The sequence below is a fragment of the Glutamicibacter sp. NPDC055354 genome, assembly GCF_053644955.1.
Genome location: NZ_JBSHMB010000004.1, coordinates 252,230 through 274,669, shown reverse-complemented (window position 1 = coordinate 274,669; position 22,440 = coordinate 252,230). Strand labels below are relative to the sequence as shown.

Genomic DNA, 22,440 nt, shown 5'->3' with positions numbered 1-22,440 from the left:
TGACTGCGACCCCACACTGAGCTGAATCAGAGATTAAGCTTTTCTACTCAATCTCATGCGTGCTGAACTGGGTTTCCAGATTCGTCCCGTTCAATTCAAGGTAGATTTGCCCCTCGGTCACCGAGACGGACATGGCATTGCGGCGCGTCAATGCTTGGGCCGCTGCATCAATGAATTTGGGGTCGAAGGAGCGCACCATGATCTCCTGCGACTGGTGGATCGTTTTGCCACGCCAAGAAGCCAGGAGCTTGGCAGGATCGCGGTGCGTGTAGACGGCGGTGCGGTCTGCCCGCTTGCTGCCCAAATGCAGGCGCTGGGCATCAGGGGCGCCGACTTCAATCCACGCGGTAATGAGTCCGGTCAGGTCCTTGACCAAAATGGCTGGCTCTTCCCCGGTGGAAACGCCTCCGGCCGAGAAGGCGATGCCTTCTTCATATTCGAGGCAGTAGGCCAGCACACGGGTGACCATGTAGGCATCGGTTTCTGATGGATGCTGCGCAACACGGAGCGAAAGATCCTCGTAAACCCCGCGATCTACATCAGCAAGTTGAACTTCAAAGGTGTGTATAGTCGCGCCGATAGCCATAGTTCTCGAGTTTACCGTGAACGCCGCAGCTCCATCGACGAGAGGTACGTGCGCTAAGCCTTCGCCTCGCAGTTTCGAACCACGAAGAATCCTGCCAGCGATGACAAGCTGGCCACGGCCGCAAAGATGCCAACCATTGGATTTCCGCTAAAGGAAAGCACCGAACAAGCAGCAAAAAGAATGGCAGAAACAACGAACAAAGTCTTCATAAATACATCCTATTTGATACAGCTCGCGGATAAAAGACATATCTAGGGGTGGCAGTTTTCTCACTCAGCCCCTTGAGCCACTGGCAAAGGAGCTCAACAGTTCGGGCATGCAGCTACCGGGACTCCGTTCAATATCATCTGGCAGCCCGCGTCGCGCTATCCACCGGCGAATACCGAAAAGCCCGGTACGAGGTGCACGCGCACCTCGTGGTGCGCTCGCCCCAAGCACACGGAACCGCTACCGACGCCACGATTCTTCTTGGGCTTCACGTCCCGCCAGCACGGTCTTCCTTGAGACCCACCGGCCACCTGCTGGGGATCCGACGCCGGAGAGTTGCTGGATAATCTTTCGCCCGTTGCACTGCCTGGCGCAGATGTACGATTCCGGAGTGAAGACTGTGCGTTGGCCGCTGGCCGGATTCAACTGGGGCGCCGTATCCGCTGCGGTGCTCATCGGCCTGTCATTCGTCCCCGGGCTGGTACGGCAGGGCCTTGAGCTGGCGGACTCCCCCGATCACCCGCTGAATCTGCTTGGCATAGTGCTCGTGGTGTTCCAGGGCGGCTCGGTGGCAGTACTGCGCCACTGGCCGCATTGGTCTTTGACCCTCGCCTTCTCGTCGTTTGCCGCTTTACCAATTGCTCGAATTTCCCACCACATTCGCGGCTCTCGGTCTGCTGGTGGCCCTGGTAGGTGCCGGCGCGCTGGTGCAACGGCACCGACCTCTGGCCGTATCGCTGTTCCTTGCCGGCTACGTCCTGCTTGTCGCGGCCCTGATTCGGATTGACCCCACATTCACCGTGCCCGACGCCTTCGTCTTCGTCTTCGGAGCGTTGCTGGCTGCGCTGTGGATCTTGGGCTCGTGGCTTCGCGCGCAGTCCGCGATGCGGGTGATTTGTCCCGCGCCCCAACGCCGTAGCGTCTTGTTCACACCCATTAACGGGTAGCGAACAAGGAGCAAGAATGACAGAAGCTACCGAGAAATCCCCCTCCCTCAGGCAAAAATCTGGATCTCCACAACCCTGATGGTCACTGGAATGGCCATAGCAATGCTGATGGCCATTGCCCTGGCCGCGTGGCCACGCAATCCGGTGGCAGCCCTGATTATCGGACCCATCCTGGCCGTGGCAATGATCGGCCTGTTCAGCATTGCGGGACAACGAGTCGAACACCGCAAGGTAAAAGAATTCCCGAGGAGCAACGGCGTCCGCCATGTGCTGGTCGGGACAGGGCTCGGGGTGCTGATGTCCGGTGCCACAGTGGGCTTGCTTGCCCTCTTCGGCGCCTACGCGATCACCGGCTGGGGCTCTGTTTCCGGGATGCTGGCCGTAGCCGGAATGATGTGCGCTATCGCGGTGTCAGAGGAAGTATTCTTCCGCGGCGTCGTCTTCCGCTTGCTGCGCGGCCTCTGGGGCACAACGGTGGCGCTGGGTATCTCGGCCGTCCTCTTCGGACTGGTCCATCTGGTGAATCCGGATGCCTCATTGTGGGGCGCCTTCGCCATCATGATCGAAGCAGGAATCATGCTGGGCGCCGCATACCTGGCTACCGGATCCCTCTGGCTGGCCATCGGCGTGCACTTCGGCTGGAACTTCGCGATCACCGGCCTGTTCGGATCGGTCACCTCCGGCTCCGAAGCCCGCGAATCGCTGGTCACCGCGACCAGCAGCGGACCGGACTGGCTGTCCGGGGGAAGTTTCGGGCCAGAAGCCAGCATAGTGGCCATCTTGGTGTGCTCGGCAGCCATCGTCGTGTTCCTGGTTGTCGCCCGGAACCGCGCCAAAGCTAACTGAGGATTTCCAGCTCGCAGTTCGGAGGGACCCAACCCATGCCAGCCGCTGCCGAGAGGCCGCGCCGGCGCAGGGACCAATATCCATCAAGGATGGAACCCGAGCACAGCACTCCAGCGGTTGATGATTCCCTTCAAGCCTCCATGCCTCGCCAGAGTGTTCAGCGCTACCTTGCTGGAAGCCCTGAGTCCGGCCGGCCGCGCGTAAACCCGTCCTGCTGCCTCCACACGCAAAGAGGGAACGAATTTCAGGACGAAACTCCCCTGCGAAGCACAACTCAAATCCAAATCATCATGGATCGCAGATCCCTCGCGACATACTTCATGGCTCAGTTCTTCCCACAGGCTGCTTCTGAACGCCATATTGGACCCCCATAGCGGAACGGTCGCAAGAGCTGAACCCAAGCCGGCAAAATATCCGAAAGCGTAAACGACCGAGCCGAGTGTCCGGAGGCCCCGCGGAAGGTCGTAGAAATAACCGGGGCCGGTCAGAGCATCAATAGCGGGGTTCCCGGCGAATTCTTCATGGACCTTCTCAAGCCAATTGTCCGGCGGGATCGAATCGGCATCACACCTCACAATGATCTCCGCCGAGGTTTGGTCGTAACCGGCACTTGCGGCGGCGGGGATGCCTCTAGTTCTCTCAACAATGACTTTTGCCCCGGCGGAACGAGCGATTTGAGCACTATCATCGGTGCATCCGTTATCAACCACAATGATCTCGTCTGCTTGCCGCGTCTGCGACGCAAGCTTTTCCAGTAGCGTTCGGAGATGGTGCTCGTCGTTCAGCACCGGGACTACTACGCTGATTCGCATGCGCGTCCGAAGCTCCTTATCCGCTTGATCCAGCACACTGCCAGGACAATGCCCAGCATGCCGGCGAGTAAATCAGTAATGCTGTCGCTGATTCCGACCCCGATACTCCGGGAAATCAAGAAGTAGCCAGCCCATTCTCCGATTTCCCACAGAACAGCCGCTAAGGTGCCATTCACCAGCAGCCAGCCTGCTATTTTGTGTTCTTCAGCCGAGTTTGAAGGCGGTCTTAGAATCTTTCGATGAGTTGCGACGTCAAAGAGCAGGAGGGTGACAGTGGCCGTGGTAACGAAGTGGACTGCGAGGTCCAGCCACCAGATCACTTGGTACACGTCAAACGCGCTGAAAGCTCCAGCGGCTATGAAAACGAGTTGCCCCATCACATCTTGAGTACGCGACGCGGCATAGTACCGGAGCAACCAGGTCCCACCAGAAACCAGCGCCATCGCTGCCGCCGCGGCTGATCCGGCTGCCAGCAAAACAACTGGTATCAACACGAGCGCAGCTGCGCGCAGCGAATCACTCGTGTGCAGTCGAAAAGTCGATTCGTAACCTGTCGCTGTCACTTATTTCCTCCCACCACGCTGTTTGCCGGGCCTTGCAATTTGCAGTAAGGATACTGGTTTCGATGAGCCTTCACTAATTCCGGGGATTGGCCCACAACCCGCGTCATGCAGCCCGGCATCCGCAAACCCAGAAGGCACGCCATGCTCCGGACATGAGTCCTAATACCTGAATCGATGCCATCGACGGTTCATGCCACCTAGGCACCCGATCCTGGCCCTTGTGTACCCCGAGCCTGGGGCAGAATATACGAGGGCCCCGTTAAAGGAGCGCCTCGGCAAGATTACGATGATCGTCTGGAAATACACTCTAGTGAAGATCTCAGTTAGCCAGCAGCCCTGTATATATGCGACGGTGCGCTTCAGATAATGCCTGTCGTTGGCTCCTGCGCGCCTCCACATCCAGCCCGGGAATTTGCCGCAACTTCAGCTGATGCCGCACTGCCCTATTCAGGCTGGATTCATCGATCATTTCTCCATTCCATCTATATGGTTCCACGGAGGGATGCTGCCCCAGATAATGCCCGCAGTCTGGAACAACGACTGCGGCGCCAGCATCCAGGGCCGCTTCCAGCCATCCGGAGTGGGTGCCGAAGCGGTACGGCAGTACGCACACCTCCAAAGATCCCAAATAAGCGAATAACTGCGCTTCGGTGAAGTATGAGTGCGCTTCGAGTTCCCAGTCTCCCCGAGCGTGTCCGTCTATGAGTTGGCGTGCCAGGGCTGGCTGGTACTCCCGATTCTGTGGATCCAGGACTTCTTGATGGATATTGACCTGCAGGACTGTGCCGGGGATATCGGAGACGATGCGGGCCAGAGGCTGGAGCACAGCCGGGGAAATATTGGCTCGGACTTCCTTGAGATGCACACCCACTCGCCGCGTCCGCGACCCGGACTGACGTGGCTGTTTCTCACGGCGTTGGCGCAGCTCTCCCATCGTTGGAAAATCAATGACGTGCGGATGAGGCAGCACATGGGCAGTGCGTTTCCACTCAGCCGCAATCTGCGCGGCCGCTCCGTCGGTTAGGGTGATCAGCTCGTCAGCTGACGGAATAAGCACATCCAGCAATGCCCGGTGTGCGCGGGGGTCCGGTTGATGCGGATTTACCAGATCATGGACCGTATATACTAGGGGTTTCCCGGTTTCTTTCAATGCGCCGATTGTTTCTTCCATGCCATTCGGGTCCAACGCGTCAAATCCGAAATGGATGTGCATCAAGTCGAACTGACGCTGATTCTCCACAATCCACTGTGAGTTCAGCATTGCAGGTGGCCACCAAGCAGATTGGATGCTTTGTCCGCCATCGACCGGCCGCGGGTCGGGCAACCGCGCGATGTCGTACTCCTGGCCCTCCAACGGTTCCAGATGACGAATATAAACTTGGTCGTGGGGTACCGACGCTATACGAATGATGTTGGAAGCCTTCTGTGAAATCATGCTCAGTCCTCCTTTGGTGGTAGCTCTTCGATAGGGTCGAAGGCGAATGCGAAATTCCTATGCGAATGGTGCCTGATGCAATTCTCGATTCTGGTCATTGCCCACCGCCGTGCTGGGCACCTCCAACGGCTGTTGGATGGGGTCCAGCGCAGCTCGATGAAGCCCCAAGAGGTTGTGATTGTCTATATGGACGATCCTGCTCCTGCGCCGGTGGAATCCAGCCTTACGGTCAAGACTTTTCATCTACGGTCCTTGCCTGGCGAGCGCGGCTTGCCTCTGGCCCGCGCGAGGAATACTGCTGCACGAAATGCCCGTACGGAGAATCTGGTATTCCTGGATATCGACTGCATACCGTCCAAAGAGTGCTTCGCCGGCATGCTCCGTACCCTCGCCTCGCAGCGTGCTCTGGTGATGGCAGAACCGAGATACCTGCGATCTGCTCTTCCTGCAGGAGCACCTCCGGAGGATTCGAAGTTGAGTGAACTGTCCGAGTCTCATCATGCTCGGTCCGGCCTCCCTCGGAATGTGCCCTGCCAGCTGCATGAAATGTTCTGGTCGCTGGCCTTTGCCATTAAATCTGGAGATTTCTCTGTATTGGAGGGGTTCTCCGAAGAGTACGAGGGGTACGGGGCCGAAGATACTGATTTCGCTTTCAAGGCACGCGAGAGCAATCTTCCGGTAGTTTTCATTCGGGAAACTGTATTCCACCAGCACCACGGAGTATTCAAACCGCCTTTGAACCACTTTTCGCAGATTGTGGAAAATGCCCAACAGTTCCGCCACCGGTGGGGAACATGGCCTATGGAAGGCTGGCTGGCAGCCTTTGCAAGCATGGATCTGGTTGCCTGGGACCGGGCAGCTGCCGATTTGGAAGTGCTTCGCGAACCGACATCTCTGCAAATCGAACGCGCTCGGAGCGACGATGCCTACTAGCATGGATGCTTCGTTACGCTAGCGACCATCCCGTGCAAGGCATCGGCAAATCCGTCATGGTCCCCAAACAACACCATCGCCAAGGCATCCGGGTTCTTGGAAGCAGCCACTGGCAAGAGTGCGTTCCAATCCACTGGCGTATTCCACGAAGCGAGCATCGGGTATCCGGTAGCACGGTGGAGCATGCGTGCATAGGCCATCTGTTCGCCAAACGGCCTTTCTTCCGGAATCAGCAGCGCAGGCTTGCGACAGCTCGCCGCCGCGACGACGGCATTGTGCCCTGTTGAAGTTATGATGACATCGGCATCGGCCATCCATTGTTCAGGGTTGGAAACTGTGCCGTGGCTGCGCAAATTATCGGGCATTGCGCCGGTAGCGCGTTGTACAGAACCCAGCACGTCCCAGGACCAGCTCGGCGCTGAGGCAGCGGCACGTGCAATTTCATCAAGGCTGATTGCCGCACCCAGTGAAGTTTGGACGGCAACCTTCCGGGATGCCTCCCGAGGGAAGCTCGTTCGGGGCCCAGGGTCGGAATAACCTACAGGGTCAGGGGACGGAAGGTAATAGCTCTTGCTCCCGTACCGTTGGAGATGGGAAGCTTCTTCAATGGATTCCGGGTAATAGGCGAACAGCGCATCTGCAATGCCATACCCCAATTCGTGCGCTTGATCTGTGCGTTGTCCTGGCATCCGGCGTAGTGCGACGCGGTATCCGCTCAGCCGGGCAAAAATAGCCACCTCCACAGAGACATCGACCATGACCAGATCCGGAGCGAATTGATACCACGCCTGATTCAATGTGGAAAATCGTTTAGTAATCCGAATGTCTGCCGGAGCATAGTGGAAGTAGCCGCCGGCTGTAATCTCACCAGCATGATTTTCCAAGATATCCGACGCCAATGGAACGTAATTCGTTCCTTCTGGAAGCAGCGCCTGGTTCATCGGTCCTGTGCTCGCTACCTGGACGTCAAACATCCTAGTTTCAACTATTCTGCGCGCATGGCGCAGATGCCCGGAGCCCATATGGTGTGCGTAGTAGGAAATTCTTGGTAATCTGCTCATCTGCGGCGATTTTCAGCAGAGGTCTTCAACGCGATTTCAACAAGTGCTTGTTCATATGAGTCGAGCATTCGATCATGTGAAAAACCGGCCGCTCTCTGGAACACAGCATCTCTGTCAAGAGTTCTTGCCCGCTCGATCGCTTCTACAAGGGACGCTGTATCGCAGCGCTCGGCTACGGCACCACCAGTAGGGCCGATAAGACCAGCCATTGCTCCAGATGGCAGGGCGGCAACAGGAGTGCCGCATGCCATCGCTTCCAAGGTGGTCAACCCGAAAGGCTCCTCCCAAAGCGGGGTGGAGAGAAACACTTCGCTCATGCTGATCATCTTGCTGAGCTCAGTGTGTGTCAGATGACCACGGTATTGAATCTGTTCATCAAGTCCAGGGGCGATCAGCTTGTCAAAATATTCCTGGTCCTGGATCGGGCCCGCCATAACCAATTGCATGCCAGCGGCACGAGCGGCCGTAATGGCGATGTGGGGACCTTTTTCCGGTGTAATCCGGCCGCTCCATGAAGCCAAGCCCGAGCGATATGACGTTTCACGGGCCGACGACCAGCTGGCGATGTCAATTCCGTTTTCGATTATGTGCAGTTGTGGGATCCAAGTTTTCCACGCTCGGGCATTGGAGCTCGATACAGTAGCGAAAAGGTGCCTGGTATGGGGATTTCCCTGTTGCTCCAGGACCCTGACGATCCGTGGCAGAGGGGGAGTGTGCAGAATGTGAAAGGTCGGGATGTCCTGAAGCTGCTCATGCGGAACAGGACTGAGCGAATTATTGATTACGACGTCGAAATTTCCCGCATGGATTCTATCGATAGCACTTTGCATAGCACCATCCAAAATCTGATGCTGCATATTCGTCAGGTCGTCATCGGGATACCCGCGCACTACATAGGACTCTGGAAGCATTGGTTCAAGTTCTGCGTTCGCCATTACGTCGAACTCATCGCTGCCCGCCTTGGCGAATAGGCGAACAGAATGTCCTCTCGATGCCAAACCGGCAACGAGATGTGCGGTATGCGATTCCATACCACCAGCAAAAGGCGCCCGAATGGGGTGATGCAGGTGCGCAAGCACAGCGATTCGCAGAGTCGCTGGCGAACCGAATAACTGAAATGCCATCTCCGGTTTAGCCTTTCGGATTGCTTTCAAGGGCCATCTGACTATGGATCGAAGAATATCTTTCTTCCGCTCTCGTCGTTGCGCTTCTTCGTATCTCCCAGCAATCGTCAGGTTTCATGATCTTGCATTGTCCGCACTTCTCCGGATTGCGCCTTGCAACATCCGTCGAAATACTCTTGGGATGCGCCCACCAGCATGGCAACCGGGACAGAGCATCGTTCGATAAGTCGATCACACGTATCCAATATTGGCGTTCTCACCATCACGTCGTGCGCGCTATCCAACTGATGCTGTTGGCCATGAATCAGTTGCGGATCTGCGGAATCCTGCGGACGGCGAAAGCGTCGGGAAGAGCCGCCCGTGCGAGATGGACGATGTGGCTAGTTACCGGTTCGCCGGCTTGGCCGCTTGTACCTGAGATAGCGGCGCATCCACCTGTCGACACCCAGAAGGACCCTGGCCCCAGATCGACACCCACGACGGATAGCAAGTGCGAATGAACCGCAGCAGCCGGCGCCGGTGGCCGATCAGGCAGTCCGCGTGAACGGCTGGCTCCATAATCCGCGTCAGGTTGGTCCACGCTGTCGCTGAAAGAATGGTTCGCGAATGAGTCCAACCGAGCGGCCGTCCACGAGTTCCGGACATCCCGGAACCGAGTCCAAATGTGCCGGCCTCGCTCGGTTCACTAGGGACTTGTCCGTGTGCTGCCGATGGGATGTGCATCCAGGTACACGCCGTGGAAATACGAGTCGTTTCTACATTGAGTCCGGCCGATCAGCGAGTTGCCCGAGCATCGCTCCCAGCCCTGCGGCCAGGACATGTGCTTGCTCCAAGGGCATCCACCAGCATTCCCAGGACTCAGCTGCGCCGCCGTGCGCGGGATCTGGTTCACCGGCAATCCAACGCCGTGCAAGATCTTGCCGGGCAACCTTGAGCTGGAAGTAGTGGCGGTTTGCGATTTCATCTCTCATGGGCCGCACGTCGTAGGCCAAGATTCCCAGTTCCCGCGTGATGATCCCTGCCAGCCCAGTTTCTTCCAAGAGCTCGCGTCCGGCTGCTTCACGAGGGGTTTCACCCGGTTCGATGGTGCCGGCAGGTACTTGAACCCCGGTGACATGCATGGGGTGCTGCAAGTGCGTGAAGACCAGCAGGTGGTTATCTTGGACGACGTAGCAGACAGCTTTTTCTTTCACGCGCGGCATTGCTTGAGAATACCAGCAGAGCCAGCACCGGCCAGAGCCCTAGCCTTGGCACCTGTCCGAGGCATTTGGGGCCGCAGCAGCGCAGCGCCGTTCCGGGGAAAAGCTCTTGGGCATGCAGGCAGCCTTAGACGCTGTCTGCTAGAGATTTGAGCTTCAGGCGTTGCTGCTCCCACTGACCGGGAGTGAGCTCTGGCAGGTTAGGCGCTGAAGGGCGCAGACCAATGAAACCGTCCAACCGCTCGCGGACGATATCCAGGTGTCCGGCATGACGGTGCGATTCGGCGATCATATGCACCAGAAGCCGTTGCACCGTGGTGTGCCGATGCTTATTCCACCACGGCACCACCGCTGGCGAATCCAGCTCCAGCTCATCGAGAACACCATCGGCTGCGGCAATCGTTTCCTTGTATAGGGATATTGCATCATCCAAGGACATCCCCGGTGGCGGCAGGAAGTCTGCCTGCTCATCTTCGGAATCGATAATGCTCCGGAGGACCGGATCCTGGATTTTCCGGCCCAGGCAGGCAATGAAGTATCCGGCCTCGGTGACGGCCAGATGCAGCAGCAGCCCCATGACGTGGGTACCTGTCGAGGACATGGGAGTCCGCGCCTGGGCATCGTCCAGACCTTCGCATTTCCACAAGACCGCTTCGCGTGCGTCATTGAGATATTCGCGCAGCAGCGCCGAGCTATCGAGTGTTCCGATTGGCATGAGCCGAGTCTATTACTTCACCGGACACAGGAACATAGGCAGATCAGGACAGGTTGAGGTCTGGGTTCCAGCAAGGGAATCTGCGGCTTAAGCTGTTCCTTCAGGATGCTCGTCGGCCCAGCGATGGGCACGTGAAACCAGCTGCTCGGATAATCCTGCAAGCTCTCCCTTGCCGCTGCCCATGGCCAATCCCAGCAAGAAGGTGCTCAAGGGCGCTGCCGGGCGGGCAACCTCATGGGCCACATGCTTGGCGGCATCCAGCACGGTAGCAATATCCACTTCGCTGGAGTCCAAGCCCAATTCCTTGGCGGCGGCTTCCAGCCAGTCGTTCAGTGCTTCTGGTGGCAGGTGCTGTGCCATGCGCGTCCTTTCGTTGCGGCGGGCACTTTCCAGCGCCTGCGGGGTATCGATATCGCTGCTTGTTTCATCATCCACCGGAACTTGTGCCAGGTGAAGCTGGTTCAATGCGCGCCGTACCGGCGCGTTGACGAGGTTCTCGCCAAGTGCGTCGCAGACCGAGGCCAACGCCGCGGTGCGGTAGATCCCGGCCAGCCATTGGGTGTGGCCTTGGGCATCAACCAGCAGCAGGCCATCAGTCTCCCGCCGCTCGAAGTTCTTGGTCAACGTGGTGGCGACCGCGACCGGGCGCTGCAAATCGCAGGCCAGGACCATGGTCCATTCGCTCGCGGTTTCACCGCTGAGTTCCTTCAACCCCGCGGCAATGCCTGACAAGGGGCCGGCAAATGGTGGGTCTTCACGCACTACAGCATCGGCTTTGGTTCCCGCAGTATCCGGGCCAACCACGATAACTCGGGCGGCTCCCGCCTTGCGGGTCGCTGCCACCACACGGTCCACCAGGCGCTGGCCATGCAATTGCAGTTCCGCCTTGCCCGCACCGCCCAAGCGGGTGCCTCGTCCCCCGGCAAGGACCAGGGCGTCGAAGCCGATGGCGTTCGAATTGCTCATGGAACCATCCTCAGGACTTCGACCTCATCGCCGGGATTGACCTGGGTGATCCCAGCCGGGACCAGGGCGTAGCCCTGGGCCGCGCCGAAACCGCCTACCGAGTGGGAAATACTCTGTGCCTGGACCGCCGGTGCGCATCGCAATTGCTCTCCATGTTCGAATACGACCGGGATGACCTGGACGCGTTCTGCGGCGGCTCGCCAACCTACCGCGGCCACTGCTCGCAAGGTGGGACGCAGCACGTCGCGGTGGCCCTGCATGGCACGCAGGCATGGTCGCACGAACAGCTCGAAGCTCACCGCGGCGCTGACCGGGTTGCCCGGCAGGGCGAAGACCATCGCGCCGGCTGCCAGCCGTCCGGCGCACTGCGGCTGGCCCGGACGGATCTTCACCCGCACCGCCTGCACTTGGGGTTCTGCTTCCAGCGCTTGGCGCATGACGTCATAGGCGCCCGGTCCCACTCCTCCGGTACTGAGCACGGCATCGTGGGTGGCGCCAAGGAGCGCCAGCTGCTCGCGCACTGCTTCAATGTCATCGACGCAGTGCACTACGGTAGTGGCCTGGATTCCTGATTCTGCCAGCAGCCCCGCCATCAGCAAGGAGTTGGTTTCCGGGATCTGCCCGCGCGTCAGCGCTTGGCCGGGAGTATGCAATTCTGCTCCGGTGATCAGTACCGCCACCTTGGGCATGGTGCGCACCTCCAGCGTGCTGGATCCGGCTGCGGCCAAGGCTGAGAGCCGGGCCGCGGTTAGTTCCTCGCCGGCGTAGGCCATCGGTTCCCCGGCATTCTTGTCTTCCCCGCTGCGGCGGATGTCCTTGCCAGCAGGAACCTGCACATTGACCTGCACGGTCTTCACATCCCAGCCATCAACCGCGGCCGAGGTGTCCTCGATGCGCACCACTGCGTCAGCATCCGACGGGATCGGGGCACCGGTCATGATTTTCACGCACTGGCCTGCCTCCAGCACCGGATTCCAGCCGCTTCCAGCCGGCACTTCACCGATCACATCCAGCGCCGCCGGAGCAGTTGCGGTATCGGCCGAGCGCACCGCGTAGCCATCCATGGCCGAGTTGTCCCACAGCGGCAGCGGGTGCGCTGAGGCAACATCCTGGGCCAGCACTGCACCATGCAATGCGGTGAAACCGCCGGCCACCGCAATCCGTTGCGGGGCCACGGGCACCACCTGCGAGAGCAGCCGCGAACGGTGCACTTCAAGTTCTATGGGGTCATTTCCGGTGCTCATGATTGCTCTTCCTGAATGCTTATCGGGTGCTGCGCGGGCAGCGTGGCCACCACGGCGCGCACAAAGCGATTGGCCGGGGCGGCAAAGACCTCGGCCACGGTGCCCTGCTGGATGATCTGTCCGCGCTCAAGCACCAGCAGGTCATCGGCGAGCGCCAAGGTATCGGCGGCCGAATGCGAGACCACGATGGCGCTGGTTGCGGTGCGCGCCAGCTCTTCGCGCACCAGGGCGCGCATGTCCATGGCGGCCTCGACATCCAGCGAAGCGAAGGGTTCGTCGATGAGCAGGATCTTCGGCTTGGCGGCCAGGGCGCGCGCCAGGGCGATGCGCTGCCGCTGTCCGCCAGACAGTGCCTCGGGCCGGTGGCTGGCGATTTCTTCCAGTCCCAGTCTCGCGAGCCATTCGCTGGCGGCGGCCGTGGCCGCGGACTTCTCCAGTCCCCCGGCCCGGGCGCCAAAGGCAATGTTCTTCAAAGCGTCCAGGTGCGGAAACAGATGCGGGTCCTGGCCCAGCAGCCCGACTTCGCGCAGGTGCGGGGGACGGTGCAGCTTCGCATCGGCCAGCACCGTGCCGGACAGTTCGATGCGCCCCCGGGTGATCTTCTGGATCCCGGCGATGGCGTGGACGATGGTGGACTTGCCCGAACCGCTGGGGCCCATCATTGCCAGCGTGCTACCGGCGGGCACCGCGAATTCAACGTCCACGTCGAATCCGGTGCGCGGCACCTGCAGGTTTACCTTGAGCGTCATTTCAGTGATCCCGGGCGCCAGGCACGCACCAGCAGCAGCACCAGAACTGCGGTGGCCAGCAGCAGCAGCGAGAGTGCGACAGCCGAGTCTCGTCCGGCCCCGGCACCGTTGAATGCGGTGTAGATGGCCAGCGGCATGGTCTGGGTGACACCCGGCGCATTGCCGGCAAATAGCGCGGTGGCGCCGAACTCGCCGATGGCCCGCGCGAAGCACAGGATGATGCCGGCGACCAGGCCCGGGGCGGCCAGCGGCAGGGTGATGCGGGTGAGCACCATCCAGCGCCCTGCGCCCAAGGTGGCGGCTGCCTGCTCATAGCCTTGGCCGGCGGCACGCAAGGAGCCTTCGACGGAGAGCACGAGGAATGGCAGTGCAACGAAACTTTGTGCAATCACCACCGCGGCGGTGGAGAACGGCAGGGAGATCCCCCACATGGAATCAATGAACTGGCCAATGGGGCTGGTGCGCCCGAACAGGAAGAGCAGTGCGACGCCGCCTACCATCGGCGGCAGCACCAGCGGGACGGCGATCAAGGCCCGCAATAGCTGGGCTACGCGGGTGGAGCTGCGGGCCATCAATACCGCCAGTGGCACGCCGAGCAGCACGCACAGCACGGTGGCGGCCACCCCGGTGCGCAAACTCAGCCACAGTGCGGCGAGCGCTTCTTCACTGGTGGCATCGGCCACCAGCGTGGACCAGCTGGCCCGCGAAATCAGTGCGAGCAGCGGAAGCACCAGCAGTGCCACGCCCAGCAACGCCGGTGCAATGGCGAAGCCTGGAACCCGTACCCCGGTATCGCTAGCCATTAGCCTGCGCGGCCCCGGTACCAAAGCCGTGCTCCTCCAGAATCTTCTGGCCGCGCTCGCTGCTCACGAAATCCACGAAGGCCTGCGCGCCAGGATTTTCACCCAGTGCTGCGATCGGGTAGGTGTTCACAATGTCTTCTGCCCCATCGGGCACGATCGCCGCAACGTTCCCGTCATCGAGTACGTCGGTGGCGTAGACCAGCCCGGCATCTGCTTCACCGGCGGCCACCTTCTGCAGCACCGCGGTGACATTGTGTTCCTGGCTGGCCGAGGTGACTTGCACGCCGCTGGCTTCAAGCAATCGCTGCGAAGCCGCGCCGCAGGGTACCTGTGGTGCGCACAGCACCATAGTGGCCTGTGAAAGGTCCTGCAGGGAATCGATATCCGCCGGGTTATCCTGCGGCACGGCGATCACCAAGGTGTTGCTGGCAAAGATCACCGGCTCGTGGCCGAACCCGGCTTCAGTTACCTCTGACATGTTGCGTTCATCGGCCGAAGCGAAGACATCCACGTTGGCGCCTTCGAGGATCTGCGTGGCCAGGGTAGAAGAGCCGTCATAGGTGATGCTGGAGATCTGCACTTCGGGGTGTTCGGCTGTGAATTCTTCGGAGATCTGCTCGAAGGCACCTTGCAGGGAGGCTGCTGCCGCAATGGTGATTGGTTCCCCGGTGCTGTTGCCGCTCGCCGAGCAGCCAGTCAGGAACAACCCGGCCACGGTGGCTAGCACCGTGCCGCGAAGGGCCAGCGGCCAACGTACGCGCATGAATTCTCCAGAAATTGTGCTTTAAGCCCATGCTACAACCGCGCTGAGGTCTACCGGCTTATTTTACGCACTGATTTGCGCTTTCAGACGACTCCCTATCGCCTAGGACCCAACCGGGTTAAGCTGGGAAGCATGAAACCTCCATTGGCAGGGGAAATACTGGATGCCCGTTCTCGGCCCCTGCATGACTTGCGGATTTCGGTCACGGACCGCTGCAATTTCCGGTGCGTGTACTGCATGCCCAAGGAAATTTTCGGCCGTGACTTCCAATTCCGCGAGCGCTCGGAGCTGCTGAGTTTCGAAGAGATTGAGCGTCTGGCTCGCATTTCGGTTTCTCTTGGCGTGACCAAGCTGCGCCTGACCGGTGGCGAACCATTGCTGCGCCGCGGCATCGTGGATCTGGTGGCAATGCTCTCCAACCTGCGCACGCCCGAAGGCAAACGCATTGACCTGGCAATGACCACCAACGGCTCGGCGTTGCCAGTGCTCGCACCTGCCCTCAAAGAAGCCGGCCTGAACCGCGTCACCATCTCGCTGGACTCGCTGGATGATGAAAAGTTCAAAGCCATCAATGACGTGAATTTCCCTGTCTCCAAGGTCTTGGAAGCCATCCAGGTGGCCCGCGAGGTCGGCCTGGGACCGGTGAAGATCAACACCGTGATCAAGCGCGGGGTCAATGACAGCGAGATCCTTTCGCTGGCCGAGCATTTCCGCGGCACCGGGAACATCCTGCGCTTCATTGAATTCATGGACGTCGGCACCACCAATGGCTGGAAGCTGGATGAAGTGCTCCCATCTGCTGAAGTGGTCTCCATGATCAACGAACGATGGGCGCTGGAACCAGTCACCAAGACCGAACCGGGCGAGACCGCCAACCGCTGGCGCTACAAGGACGGGGCCGGGGAGATCGGCGTGATTTCCAGTGTCACCAATGCCTTCTGCGGCAACTGCTCACGCGCTCGCGTCTCGGCCGAAGGCCAGCTCTACACCTGCCTGTTCGCCGGCTCCGGCTACGACCTGCGCCAGCTGATGCGTGACGGGATCAGCGATGAGGATCTTGCCAAGACACTGACCGGGCACTGGCGCAAGCGCGATGACAACTACTCGGAGCTGCGCGCCGCGCTGACCCCAGGCAACCGCAAGCGCATCGAGATGTCCTACATCGGGGGCTAGCCCATCGATTTCTGCCCGTCCAGGGATTCGCGGATGATATCCGCATGCCCGGCATGCTGCGTGGTTTCTGCGATGATGTGCAGCAGCGTCCGGCGCACCGACCAGTGCGTGTCGGTGAACCACGGGGCAGAAGGAAGCTCATGGGTGGCGTCCAGATCCGCTTCTGCCAACAGGGCATCGGTGCGGGCGGCTACCTGCGTGTAATTCTCCAGCAGCTCATCCAGGCATTCGTCCTGCTGCATGCGGAATTCGTTGTTGAAGGCTTCGATCGCTTCGGGTGGCATCTGGCTGAAATCCGCTCCGTCCCAGGCCATGGCCGCCCGGCCCATGACCATGAATTCCTGCCACTGCTTTTCCACGGCGCTCACATGCTTGATCAATCCCCCGAGGGTCAGCTCGCTCACCGTGGTGCGTTGCGCTGCCTGCGGATCACTCAGCCCCTGGACAGTGAAACGAAGGAAATGCCGGGCGTTGGCCAGAGCCTGGAACAGGTCCGCGCGTTCGCCGGTGAGGGTGGTGTTGGTTATGGCCATGGTGCTCATGATTGCCTCCTGGCATAAGCTGCAGCCGGTATTTCCAGCTGGTAATAACCAGAGTAGAAGTGAAAAGTGCCAGTTTTTGTCCTAAATCGAGGCAGACTTATTGCATGAGTACCAGCACCAGATTCTTGCGCCTGCTCTCGCTGCTGCAGACCCATCGCTATTGGTCCGGGGACGAGCTCGCCGAACGCCTTGACGTCAGCCTGCGCACCGTTCGCCGGGACATCGACAGGCTGCGCGATCTCGGTTATCCTGTGCAAGCTGATCGCGGCGTAGGCGGAGGCTACCAGCTGGCCTCCGGCACCGCACTGCCTCCCTTGGTGCTCGACGATGAGGAAGCTGTGGCATTGGTAGTCTCATTGCAATCCACCGTGCACAGCGGATCTTCCGCGCTGGCCGAGGCCGCACTGCGGGCGATGGGAAAAGTTGTGCCCGTGCTGCCAGCCAGATTGAGGAAGCGGGCGCAGGCGCTGACCGCGAGCACTGTCCCGCTCAATTCCCAGTCCTCCGCAACGGATCCGGTGGATCCAGCGGTACTGGTGGCATTGGCCCAGGCGTGCCGCGATCATGAACGAATCGCCTTCGACTACAAGGATGCCAAGTCAGCAGAAACCTCGCGCCGGGTAGAACCGGTCCAATTAGTGAATGTGGGCAACCGCTACTATCTGGTGGCCTTTGATCTGGACCGCGATGATTGGCGCAGTTTCCGGGTGGATCGCGCATTGAACCCCTCACCCAGGGCATTGCGGTTTGCGTCGCGTGAAGTGCCAGGTGGCGACGCAGCGGCCTTTGTGCGCGCAGGATTGCGCGGCAGCGGGCAACCAGAAGTGAGCGCCCGGATTCAGGCCAGCGCCGAAAAGCTGGAGCCTCTCATTGGCCGCTGGTTCCAGATCCAGCAGATCGATGAGAACAGTTGCCTCGTGCGCACCGAGAATATGGATCTGCGCTGGGCGGCGTTCGGCCTTGCGATGAGCGAGGCAAAGGTCAGCGACGTTCAGCCAAAAGAATTGCGTGCGCTATTGGATTCCTGGATTTCGAACCTCGCACCGATGTTGAGGAATGACGAATAAATACCAGTCGAAGTACATTCATGAAGACGGGCAGTTCCTCGCCAGCGGGTGGACATTCCGTTCTCCTGCGGGCTCGACAACAACGTATCTACTCAGGCGCGGGGAAGTTTTCGTGGCCTTCGCTGCCCATATCTATGGCCTTTAACTAGGCGTCAACATAACTCCATTAACAACTACCGACAAGATTGATTATGTAGATTTAAGGCTGTTGAATTGTCAGATCTTGCGGACTCACTATCCCTAGAATCGGCCCAGTCAGGCCGTCACCTAGTTAAACGAGAGAAGAACCCCCTAGCATTGCTAAGGCTCCCTATCAGATGACACCTAGGCCTACTGCTGAGTGCTATCCATGCTCCTGGCCAGCGCCCGGCGCAGGACGTAGCCAACCACCAGCGGAACGCCTGCCATCAGCGTGTATTGCAACCACAGCGGGTTGATCAACGCCGGCTCAACGAGGATGAATGCGGTGCAGACGGCAATGAAAAGCATCATGAGCGCGGTGAGTGCCACCGAAGTTGCACTCTCTTTGTGGGATCCTGGCCCGGTCTCGTGTAAGCCTGCAATGAAAAACCCAAACAGGAAAGTGGAAACCACGATCCCGAGGGCTGCTAGAAAGGTCATGAACTCCACGATTACCTGGCTCTCCCGCTTGGATGTGTGTTTACGCTCATCAGATCGCTATCTTCGTTTGAGGTGAGCATAACAGGATCCCAAACCGAGGATTGTGTGAACGATAAAAAGCTCACCGAAACCTAGCGCGACGGAACTCGATGCGCTTTCTAGATCGTGCAGGGCTTACCTGCTAAGCGTCAGTGCGGATCAGGCACCACACATGATCGAAATTCCTCGCGTCTAGATCTGTCCGGCGGATCCATACCTGAACCGGCCGCTCGTGGAACCAACCAGGTGTCGGGAAAGTCCTTGGATTGATCTCGAAAAGCAAAACATGTTCATCCGAGGCATCCGTGAGCGGCAACAACGTGGCCAGCTGCCCGTTGTACTCCTCACGGATTTCACACGCACTCCAGCCTGACATCCTGCTGATGCGTTCATCCGGGATGAAATCTGGATGCTCCGGGCGATGATCCGGAAGCCGGGCCTCGAACCTTAACAACCTGTTGTAGATCTCGAACTCGGTAAGCTCTACGAAATCCGCATAGAGATCAGCTTCTTCCTCGGATCTGAAATCGACACTGAACTGATCCTTGAGATTCATGAACCCGTCAATGTCCAGCGGCATCAACGGAATCGAGAGTATTGCATCACCAGAAGATTCCATGAATGCGAAGGTTTCGACCTCGTCATTTTCGGGTACGAAGTACCGAATCGCCCAAGGCGGATTCAGAAGGTCTTCCACGTCTTCGGGTTCGCCCATGTTCTGCGTGTCGTGGAAGAACTGGATGATGCCTTCGTTCGGAAGACCCGTGGGGATGAATCCAGGATCTCCCACGTTCATGGATTCGTATCCGAGGTCGACTTGGGCAATGTGCGTGAGCAGTGTCCCGTCGGAACTTCTCGGCCATTCCCGGCCATTCTCAAAGGGTTGACCGCCGAACCAGGAGGCCCCAAACCGTGTAGGTTCCTTATCCAGTTCCTTGCGCATTCTCTTTGGCTTTTTGAACTCCATGACGCCAAGTCCAAGAGAAACCTTAGGTTCAATCTGGATGCTGGGGAACTTCGACCGAACCGAAGACAGGTATTCCTCGGGGTCATGCAAGTACAGATAGGGATCCGGCAGTACTTCAGTCATAAGGACCTCGCAGTCAAGTATGGAATTACTTGTTGTGACTGTACCTACCCGACCTTGACTCCACAAAAACTCACAAGTTCCATACCCAAAAGTATGTGCAGCTCGCTCACGGTAACGTGCAGTATGTAACTATGCTTCGCTGCTATGTTGAAGAAAAGAGTGGCCATGGCACTTTCGACATGTCTTAGCCTTCAATTTCGATCCTCATGCTTGCCCCGTACATGATTCCTCGTGAACCAGTGAAAGTGTGAAGGGCCGCTATCAATTCCGAGAATGCATATTGCTCACCACCAGTGAATCCACGTGGCATCCTAATCCCATTCAAGCTGGCAATGTCTTTTTCTGTAACCCGCCATTTAACGATCGCACGGCCATTATCGTCAAAGTTCGGAAATTCAATACAGATCCCCACGGCGTTATGTGAGCTTCATACCCATATTCATCCACCAAGGAGTCAACATAGTTTTGGCGCTTGGAAGTCTCCATAAGCCAACCCTAGTGCGAATGGGTAGACATAAAATAGCGCTGGCCTCGATGTTTAAAACTGTCGGACAGCGGAAAAAGTTTAGGGATGAAGCGTCATGCCGAAAGACGAGAGGCTTTCACTCTCACTACGTCTTCCCTGTGGAAGGCAGAGAATGCCGTGGCGGCAAACAGGATCGCCAGGACGTCCAAGGCGATGATGACCAGTAGTGAACCTTGAGCCGCGCCCCACATCAATTTGCGTCCTCGAGCAGTTACCCTGGTTGAACCGCGGAGCCGGATTCCCTTCGGCGAATCGCTGCGCTATCCGCGTTCTGCCACAGTGCGTAGAACATAAAGAAGCAAATATTCATTGATAGCAGTACCAAAGCGACGATGGTCGCAAAAGTTTTTCGAATCGGCACTAGCATTCAAAACCTTCTAACAGTGCTTCGGCAGATATACTCTCGAGCCAAAAATACGCATGAATCGCAAGCAAGACGTCGTCTATTGTCTGCGCTGTTCGCGGAGCACCATGAAAAGAAAGGACCGCACTCGCGACATTCGATATCGCGGAGTTCAGGCTGGTCCTGTCGAACTCAACGCTGGGCAAAGCCAACAGAAAGTCGTGTGTCAGTTTGCGTAGCTCTCGCTTGGAAAGCATCTTCTGCGTCGAAAATTCCAGAGCGTGTTGCATCGACAAGGTCGCGGTTTCCACATCCGGAAGCGGCAGACATTGTTGTCGAAACCTGGACACCAGGAATTCATCGCGAGGAATTTCTCCCGGCATGATTTCCCTATAGTCGGTCTTGCTCCCTACGCCAGGAGAATAGTCAGTCACAGGCAAGCCCGGCTTTCCATTAGTTGCATATGTGAAGCAGTATCGAGCCTACAGGCCAACCCATTCTGAACTGCCGGAAGAGAAGTGCTGCTTCTTCCAGATCGGGACCTCGGCCTTGATGCGTTCCACCAGGTTCTCAATGGCATCGAATGCTTCCTTGCGGTGGGCTGCTGCCGAAGCAGCGACCAGCGCGGCGTCGCCAATCTTCAAGGGACCCACGCGGTGCACTGCGGAAAGCTTCAGCCCGGTGCGTTCTTCTTCCTCGGCAATGATTTTCTCCAGGAAATCCTGCGCCTGTGGGTGATGCGAGTAGTCCAAGGAGTTCACCGACTGGCCGCCGTCGTGATTACGAATAATTCCGTGGAAGAGCACCACTGCGCCTGCAGTATCGGACTGCACTGCATCGCGCACTGCGACCTCGTCGATAGGTTCTTCGGTAATCAGCGCATAGCTCATAAGCGGTTTCCTTCGATAGATGCGGGTTCGGCCAGCAGCTGCGGTGCCACCGCGGCCAGTGCGGGAAGCCCGCCTTCAAGATAGTTTGTTTTGATGCCCCGGCCAGCGAGCAAGGCGGCAGCGCGTTGCGAGCGAGGACCGCGTGCGCAATAGACCGTTACCCGTGCCGGGATCTGCTTCAGATCTGTGCCGGATTCAATAGCTGCTTCCAGCTCAGGAAGGGGCAGATGCAAGGAACCGGCGATGTGCTGTTGTGCGCGTTCGTCATCATTGCGCACATCCAACAAGACAAGAGCAGCGGAACCAGCCAGCGACTGGGCGAGCGCCTTGGCATCGATGCCTTGGACCTCGGGCAGAGAACCGGAGCAGAAGAGCACGTAGTCAATCAGCTCGGTGACTTCGCCCGCTTGGGGATCACGGGAGAATTCGAGGGTGCGGGTGCTAGCCGCCAACGCATCGTAGATCAGCACCTTGCCCACCAGCGGGGCACCGATTCCGGCGATCAGCTTCAAGGCTTCGGTAGCCAGCAGCGAACCGACGGTTCCGCATAATCCAGGCAATACTCCCCCGGCCGCGCAATCCGGCACGGTGCCCGGGGCCGGCGGATCCGGGAACAGGTCTCGGTAGCCCGGGCCATGCTCATGCCAGGCCACGGAAACTTGTCCATGATGCTGCAGGATCGATCCCCAGATCAGGGGAATGCCGGTGAGCTGCGCGGCGTCATTGGACAGGTATCGGGTTGGGAAGTTGTCGCTGCCATCGATGACGAGGTCATAATTCGCAAAGATCTGAAGCGCGTTCGATGAATCCAGGCGCAGGTTGTGCTCGATGATCTTCACATTGGGGTCCAGCGCCGTAGCGGCCTGCGCCAGGGAAGCGGTCTTGGCCAAGCCGATATTAGCGGTGGTGTGCGTGACTTGGCGGTGCAGGTTGGATAGCTCCACCACGTCATCATCCACGATGCCGATGGTGCCTACTCCCGCTCCGACCAGATACGGGACGCTGGCGCTGCCTAGTCCGCCCGCGCCGATAACCAGTACCCGGGCGGCAGCCAGCCTGCGCTGCGCAGTGTCATCAAATCCGGGCAACGAGAGTTGGCGTGCAGCGCGAGCAGCCTGTTCGCCGCTCAGTGGCGGCCCGGGGGCCACAAGCGCGGGAAAGTCGCGTTCGCTTTTCATCGTGCTCCTTATCGCCTA

Annotated in this window: 26 protein-coding genes; 5 read left to right on the top strand and 21 right to left on the bottom strand. The window is 58.9% G+C overall.

The features are described 5' to 3' along the window. Positions 1–43: 43 nt before the first annotated feature. From ACWICV_RS16380 to ACWICV_RS16370, 3 genes are all read right to left on the bottom strand, one after another. Positions 44–586, bottom strand: a complete 543-nt coding sequence (locus ACWICV_RS16380; RefSeq protein WP_402473635.1) for a YaeQ family protein — start codon at positions 584–586, stop codon at positions 44–46. Between the two features lie 53 nt (positions 587–639). After that, the gene (locus ACWICV_RS16375) at positions 640–795 is read right to left on the bottom strand and encodes a hypothetical protein (RefSeq protein ID WP_365943103.1); all 156 of its coding nucleotides are present in this window, start codon (positions 793–795) and stop codon (positions 640–642) included. A gap of 461 nt (positions 796–1,256) precedes the next feature. Next, positions 1,257–1,388: a hypothetical protein gene (locus ACWICV_RS16370; protein ID WP_365943102.1), complete on the bottom strand. Its 132-nt coding sequence runs from the start codon at positions 1,386–1,388 to the stop codon at positions 1,257–1,259. A gap of 43 nt (positions 1,389–1,431) precedes the next feature. On the opposite strand from ACWICV_RS16370, the gene ACWICV_RS16365 reads away from it, so the two are divergent. Beyond that, positions 1,432–1,740 (top strand): hypothetical protein, encoded by a 309-nt coding sequence (locus tag ACWICV_RS16365; RefSeq protein ID WP_454091350.1) that lies wholly within the window; start codon positions 1,432–1,434, stop codon positions 1,738–1,740. A 90-nt stretch (positions 1,741–1,830) separates the two neighbouring features. Beyond that, on the top strand, positions 1,831–2,586 hold the full coding sequence (locus ACWICV_RS16360; RefSeq protein ID WP_454091349.1) for a CPBP family intramembrane glutamic endopeptidase: 756 nt from the start codon (positions 1,831–1,833) through the stop codon (positions 2,584–2,586). Between the two features lie 83 nt (positions 2,587–2,669). On the opposite strand, the gene ACWICV_RS16355 is transcribed toward ACWICV_RS16360, so the two are convergent. From ACWICV_RS16355 to ACWICV_RS16345, 3 genes are all read right to left on the bottom strand, one after another. Further along, positions 2,670–3,398, bottom strand: a complete 729-nt coding sequence (locus ACWICV_RS16355; protein ID WP_402473637.1) for a glycosyltransferase family 2 protein — start codon at positions 3,396–3,398, stop codon at positions 2,670–2,672. Beyond that, positions 3,383–3,961, bottom strand: a complete 579-nt coding sequence (locus tag ACWICV_RS16350; RefSeq protein ID WP_365943098.1) for a hypothetical protein — start codon at positions 3,959–3,961, stop codon at positions 3,383–3,385. The genes ACWICV_RS16355 and ACWICV_RS16350 overlap by 16 nt, the downstream gene beginning before the upstream one ends. Positions 3,962–4,280: 319 nt before the next feature. Next, positions 4,281–5,396, bottom strand: coding sequence for a glycosyltransferase family protein (locus ACWICV_RS16345; RefSeq protein ID WP_402473638.1), 1,116 nt, complete (start codon positions 5,394–5,396; stop codon positions 4,281–4,283). Positions 5,397–5,471: 75 nt separating this feature from the next. Between ACWICV_RS16345 and ACWICV_RS16340 the strand changes: the two genes are divergently transcribed. After that, complete coding sequence (locus ACWICV_RS16340; protein WP_454091348.1) at positions 5,472–6,329, top strand: glycosyltransferase family 2 protein; 858 nt, start codon at positions 5,472–5,474, stop codon at positions 6,327–6,329. Here ACWICV_RS16340 and ACWICV_RS16335 read toward each other — a convergent pair. From ACWICV_RS16335 to modA, 9 genes are all read right to left on the bottom strand, one after another. Then, positions 6,326–7,270, bottom strand: coding sequence for a hypothetical protein (locus ACWICV_RS16335; RefSeq protein ID WP_402473639.1), 945 nt, complete (start codon positions 7,268–7,270; stop codon positions 6,326–6,328). The two genes, ACWICV_RS16340 and ACWICV_RS16335, sit on opposite strands and share 4 nt — an antisense overlap. A 116-nt stretch (positions 7,271–7,386) precedes the next feature. Beyond that, positions 7,387–8,421 carry a glycosyltransferase gene (locus tag ACWICV_RS16330; protein ID WP_402473640.1) on the bottom strand — a complete coding sequence of 345 codons (1,035 nt, stop codon included), beginning with the start codon at positions 8,419–8,421 and terminating at the stop codon, positions 7,387–7,389. An 848-nt stretch (positions 8,422–9,269) separates the two neighbouring features. Continuing rightward, positions 9,270–9,707, bottom strand: coding sequence for an NUDIX domain-containing protein (locus ACWICV_RS16325; RefSeq protein WP_402473641.1), 438 nt, complete (start codon positions 9,705–9,707; stop codon positions 9,270–9,272). 133 nt (positions 9,708–9,840) lie between these two features. Beyond that, a complete protein-coding gene (locus ACWICV_RS16320; RefSeq protein ID WP_365943092.1) occupies positions 9,841–10,428 on the bottom strand; it encodes a DinB family protein in 588 nt (195 codons plus the stop codon). Positions 10,429–10,515: 87 nt separating this feature from the next. Continuing rightward, complete coding sequence (locus tag ACWICV_RS16315; RefSeq protein WP_365943091.1) at positions 10,516–11,394, bottom strand: NTP transferase domain-containing protein; 879 nt, start codon at positions 11,392–11,394, stop codon at positions 10,516–10,518. Continuing rightward, positions 11,391–12,638 carry a molybdopterin molybdotransferase MoeA gene (locus ACWICV_RS16310; RefSeq protein ID WP_454091346.1) on the bottom strand — a complete coding sequence of 416 codons (1,248 nt, stop codon included), beginning with the start codon at positions 12,636–12,638 and terminating at the stop codon, positions 11,391–11,393. Before ACWICV_RS16310 ends, ACWICV_RS16315 begins: the two co-directional genes overlap by 4 nt. Continuing rightward, positions 12,635–13,387 carry an ATP-binding cassette domain-containing protein gene (locus tag ACWICV_RS16305; protein WP_102598590.1) on the bottom strand — a complete coding sequence of 251 codons (753 nt, stop codon included), beginning with the start codon at positions 13,385–13,387 and terminating at the stop codon, positions 12,635–12,637. The genes ACWICV_RS16310 and ACWICV_RS16305 overlap by 4 nt, the downstream gene beginning before the upstream one ends. Then, on the bottom strand, positions 13,384–14,190 hold the full coding sequence (locus ACWICV_RS16300) for an ABC transporter permease (RefSeq protein WP_400291220.1): 807 nt from the start codon (positions 14,188–14,190) through the stop codon (positions 13,384–13,386). Before ACWICV_RS16300 ends, ACWICV_RS16305 begins: the two co-directional genes overlap by 4 nt. Next, positions 14,183–14,953: a molybdate ABC transporter substrate-binding protein gene (gene modA, locus ACWICV_RS16295; RefSeq protein WP_454091345.1), complete on the bottom strand. Its 771-nt coding sequence runs from the start codon at positions 14,951–14,953 to the stop codon at positions 14,183–14,185. The genes ACWICV_RS16300 and modA overlap by 8 nt, the downstream gene beginning before the upstream one ends. A 132-nt stretch (positions 14,954–15,085) precedes the next feature. On the opposite strand from modA, the gene moaA reads away from it, so the two are divergent. Continuing rightward, positions 15,086–16,126, top strand: coding sequence for a GTP 3',8-cyclase MoaA (gene moaA / locus ACWICV_RS16290; RefSeq protein ID WP_454091344.1), 1,041 nt, complete (start codon positions 15,086–15,088; stop codon positions 16,124–16,126). Here the strand turns inward: moaA and ACWICV_RS16285 are convergent. Further along, on the bottom strand, positions 16,123–16,668 hold the full coding sequence (locus ACWICV_RS16285; RefSeq protein ID WP_365943086.1) for a DinB family protein: 546 nt from the start codon (positions 16,666–16,668) through the stop codon (positions 16,123–16,125). The two genes, moaA and ACWICV_RS16285, sit on opposite strands and share 4 nt — an antisense overlap. A 104-nt stretch (positions 16,669–16,772) precedes the next feature. On the opposite strand from ACWICV_RS16285, the gene ACWICV_RS16280 reads away from it, so the two are divergent. Next, on the top strand, positions 16,773–17,735 hold the full coding sequence (locus ACWICV_RS16280; RefSeq protein WP_365943085.1) for a helix-turn-helix transcriptional regulator: 963 nt from the start codon (positions 16,773–16,775) through the stop codon (positions 17,733–17,735). Positions 17,736–18,065: 330 nt separating this feature from the next. Here the strand turns inward: ACWICV_RS16280 and ACWICV_RS16275 are convergent, their stop codons facing one another. The 5 genes from ACWICV_RS16275 to ACWICV_RS16255 form a co-directional block, all read right to left on the bottom strand. Then, positions 18,066–18,365, bottom strand: a complete 300-nt coding sequence (locus tag ACWICV_RS16275) for a hypothetical protein (protein WP_146041000.1) — start codon at positions 18,363–18,365, stop codon at positions 18,066–18,068. Between the two features lie 172 nt (positions 18,366–18,537). Further along, complete coding sequence (locus ACWICV_RS16270) at positions 18,538–19,485, bottom strand: DUF1963 domain-containing protein (protein ID WP_365943084.1); 948 nt, start codon at positions 19,483–19,485, stop codon at positions 18,538–18,540. A gap of 886 nt (positions 19,486–20,371) precedes the next feature. Next, entirely contained in the window at positions 20,372–20,788 is a 417-nt protein-coding gene (locus tag ACWICV_RS16265; RefSeq protein WP_454091343.1) for a hypothetical protein, read from the bottom strand. A gap of 48 nt (positions 20,789–20,836) precedes the next feature. Continuing rightward, positions 20,837–21,244 (bottom strand): molybdenum cofactor biosynthesis protein MoaE, encoded by a 408-nt coding sequence (locus ACWICV_RS16260; protein ID WP_365943082.1) that lies wholly within the window; start codon positions 21,242–21,244, stop codon positions 20,837–20,839. Beyond that, on the bottom strand, positions 21,241–22,422 hold the full coding sequence (locus ACWICV_RS16255) for a ThiF family adenylyltransferase (protein ID WP_454091342.1): 1,182 nt from the start codon (positions 22,420–22,422) through the stop codon (positions 21,241–21,243). Before ACWICV_RS16255 ends, ACWICV_RS16260 begins: the two co-directional genes overlap by 4 nt. Positions 22,423–22,440: the final 18 nt, after the last annotated feature.